Source organism: Shewanella sp. 11B5, from assembly GCF_002836795.1.
GTDB lineage: Bacteria > Pseudomonadota > Gammaproteobacteria > Enterobacterales > Shewanellaceae > Shewanella > Shewanella frigidimarina.
Window position 1 is genome coordinate 1 of sequence record NZ_PJAP01000906.1, and the last position, 3,229, is coordinate 3,229.

Annotated in this window: 3 protein-coding genes; all 3 read right to left on the reverse strand. The window is 44.7% G+C overall.

The window, feature by feature from the left end:
- Positions 1 to 108: 108 nt before the first annotated feature.
- Genes leuD through leuB form a run of 3 tightly spaced genes read right to left on the reverse strand, consistent with a single transcriptional unit; the run spans position 109 to position 3,228 of the window.
- The gene (gene leuD / locus CXF78_RS18000) at positions 109 to 714 is read right to left on the reverse strand and encodes a 3-isopropylmalate dehydratase small subunit (protein WP_011639227.1); all 606 of its coding nucleotides are present in this window, start codon (positions 712 to 714) and stop codon (positions 109 to 111) included.
- Between the two features lie 19 nt (positions 715 to 733).
- On the reverse strand, positions 734 to 2,146 hold the full coding sequence (gene leuC / locus CXF78_RS18005) for a 3-isopropylmalate dehydratase large subunit (protein WP_102037537.1): 1,413 nt from the start codon (positions 2,144 to 2,146) through the stop codon (positions 734 to 736).
- Complete coding sequence (leuB, locus tag CXF78_RS18010) at positions 2,146 to 3,228, reverse strand: 3-isopropylmalate dehydrogenase (RefSeq protein WP_257984942.1); 1,083 nt, start codon at positions 3,226 to 3,228, stop codon at positions 2,146 to 2,148. The genes leuC and leuB overlap by 1 nt, the downstream gene beginning before the upstream one ends.
- Position 3,229: the final 1 nt, after the last annotated feature.

Consider the following 3,229-nt stretch of genomic DNA (forward strand, 5'->3'; position numbering starts at 1 on the left):
ATTTTTACAATTAAAAACAAAAAAACCTCTTAATGACATCATCAAGAGGTTTTTAATTTATTGTTCACGCTAAATAAACGACACTTTCAAACATTTTGAGAGTGTCGTTTATGCGAACCAAGCTGGTATGTGTGTTTCATAATCGCTGATTTGCTGTTCAAATGACAACGTCAAACCAATAGCATCAAGACCATTCAATAACTTATGTCGAGCAGACTCCACTATTGTGAAATCAAACACGCTTCCTGAAGGTGACGTAACAGTGAGAGCTTGTAAATCGACTGTAATTTGCGCCCCCTCTTTTGCTGCCACTTCATCCATTAATTGTTGCACTTGTACCGATGTTAATTTAACGGGTAACAAACCGTTATTAATCGAATTACCGTAAAAAATATCGGCAAAGGTCGGCGCGATGATCACTCTAAAGCCAAAATCAGCGAGTGCCCATGGCGCATGCTCACGCGACGATCCACAACCAAAGTTTTCTTGGGCTAGTAAAATAGATGCGCCTTTATAACGTGGCTGATTAAGTTCAAAATCAGGATTAGGTTTATCGCCTGCATCATCTAAGTAACGCCAGTCATGGAATAAATGTACCCCAAAACCGTCACGGGTGACTTTAGACAAAAATTGCTTAGGAATAATCTGATCGGTATCGACATTAGCGCTATCAATAGCGACCGCTAAACCGGTATGGGCAGTAAATGCTTGCATGTTTATCTCCTATCTCGGTTTAGTAAGGTTTACGAATATCGACAAAGTGACCAGCTACAGCGGCGGCAGCAGCCATAGCAGGGCTGACCAAATGGGTTCGACTACCCCGACCTTGACGGCCTTCGAAGTTACGATTACTGGTTGATGCACAACGATCGCCAGCGTCTAAACGGTCATCATTCATCGCTAAACACATCGAGCAACCTGGTAAACGCCATTCAAATCCAGCTTCAATAAAGATTTTATCTAAACCTTCTGCCTCTGCCTGTAACTTCACTTGGCCAGAACCGGGTACTACAATCGCCACAACACCCTCTGCAACTTTACGGTTTTTAGCGTGCACAGCAGCGGATCGTAAATCTTCAATACGCGAGTTAGTACAAGAACCAATAAACACTTTATTAATGCTAATGTCAGTCATCTTAGTGCCCGGCGTCAGGCCGATATACTCTAATGCTTTAATCATACTGGTGCGATTGGTACTGTTGGTTTCAGTTTCTGGATTAGGTACTACACCATCAATCGCAACGACTTGACCAGGGTTAGTACCCCAGGTTAGCTGCGGTGCAATATCGTTGGCATCTAATACCACTTCGACATCAAACACTGCATCTGCGTCAGATTTAAGCTCAGACCATGCTGCAACAGCTTGTTCCCACATTGCATCTTTAGGCGCAAATTCACGACCTTTAAGATAGTTAAATGTGGTTTCATCAGGCGCAACCATGCCAGCTTTAGCGCCCATTTCAATGGCCATATTACATAAGGTCATACGGCCTTCCATGGTTAATGCTTCAATGGCTTCACCACAAAACTCAACCACGTATCCTGTACCACCATCCATGCCTAGCTTACCGATAATCGCTAACACAATATCTTTAGCCGTCACGCCATCGGTTACTTTGCCACGCACTTCAACTTTCATATTCTTGGCTTTTAACTGACGTAGTGTCTGGGTTGCCAATACATGCTCAACTTCAGATGTGCCAATACCAAATGCTAACGCACCAAACGCACCATGGGTCGCGGTATGAGAATCACCACACACAATCACAGTACCGGGTAAGGTAATACCCAGTTCAGGCCCCATTACGTGAACAATACCTTGATTAGGATGGTGAATATCGTATAAGCGCACGCCAAATTCTTTACAATTCTGTGCCAGTGTTTCAACTTGAGTACGTGCCATTGGGCTTAACGCATCTAAACTGGCGCTGCGCGTTGAGGTATTGTGATCCATGGTAGCAAAGGTTTTTTGCGGTGCGCGTAGCTTACGACCTGCCACTTTTAAACCACTAAATGCCTGCGGCGAGGTAACTTCATGGACTAAATGGCGATCAACATACACAACTGGCGCTTCGCCTTCTGGGCTGGCAACAATGTGTGAGTCCCACACTTTCTCGTATAAGGTTTTACCTGTCACTTGGGCCATTACACACCTTCCTTTATTGCCTGAGCGATAAAATCACCCATTTGCGCAGTAGACTTAGCTTCGCTGCGTTTGTCTGCAGCCAATAATTCACCGGTTAGATAACCACTTGCCAATGCTTTTGTCACTGCACGTTCAATAGCACTTGCCGCCTCTTCTTGCTTTAGGCTGTGGCGTAACATTAATGCAGCAGATAAAATTTGTGCCACCGGATTAGCGATACCTTGGCCAGCAATATCTGGTGCACTGCCACCGGCGGGTTCAAATAAACCAAAACCGGTGCTGTTCATACTTGCCGACGATAATAACCCCATAGAGCCGGTTAACATGGCAATTTCGTCTGATAAAATATCACCGAATAAGTTTGAACATAACATTACATCAAACTCATCAGGGCGGCGTAGTAACTGCATAGTCGCGTTATCAATATAGATGTGTTCTAAAGTGACATCCGGAAAGTCTTTTGCGACTTCTTCAACCACTTGGCGCCATAATACTGAACAGGCTAATACGTTGGCCTTGTCTACTGAGGTAACCTTATTTTTACGTCCACGCGCCGCTTCAAAAGCGAGACGAGCAATACGGCTAATCTCACGGCGACTATAGCGCATGGTATCAAAGGCTTCTTCATCGTCGCCTTCACCTTGACGTCCTTTCGGCTTACCAAAGTAAATACCACCTGTTAATTCACGCACACATAACACGTCAAAACCACGGGCTGATATATCACTACGAAGCGGTGACATGTGTTCTAAGCCGTCATGTAATTTGGCTGGGCGTAAATTACAAAATAGCTCAAAGTGTCCACGCAATGGCAATAATGCGCCGCGTTCAGGTTGATCGTTTGGTGGTAAATTTTCCCACTTAGGGCCACCCACACTACCAAATAAAATCGCATCAGCTGCTTCGCAGCCTTTTAAGGTCGCGTCAGGTAAAGGACAACCATGGTTATCAATGGCAATACCGCCGACATCAAATTGGGTGTATTGAATATCCAGTCCAAAACGTGTTTCTACAGCATTAAGCACTTTACGCGCTTCAGCCATCACTTCAGGACCAATACCATCACCCGACAAAACTGCTATT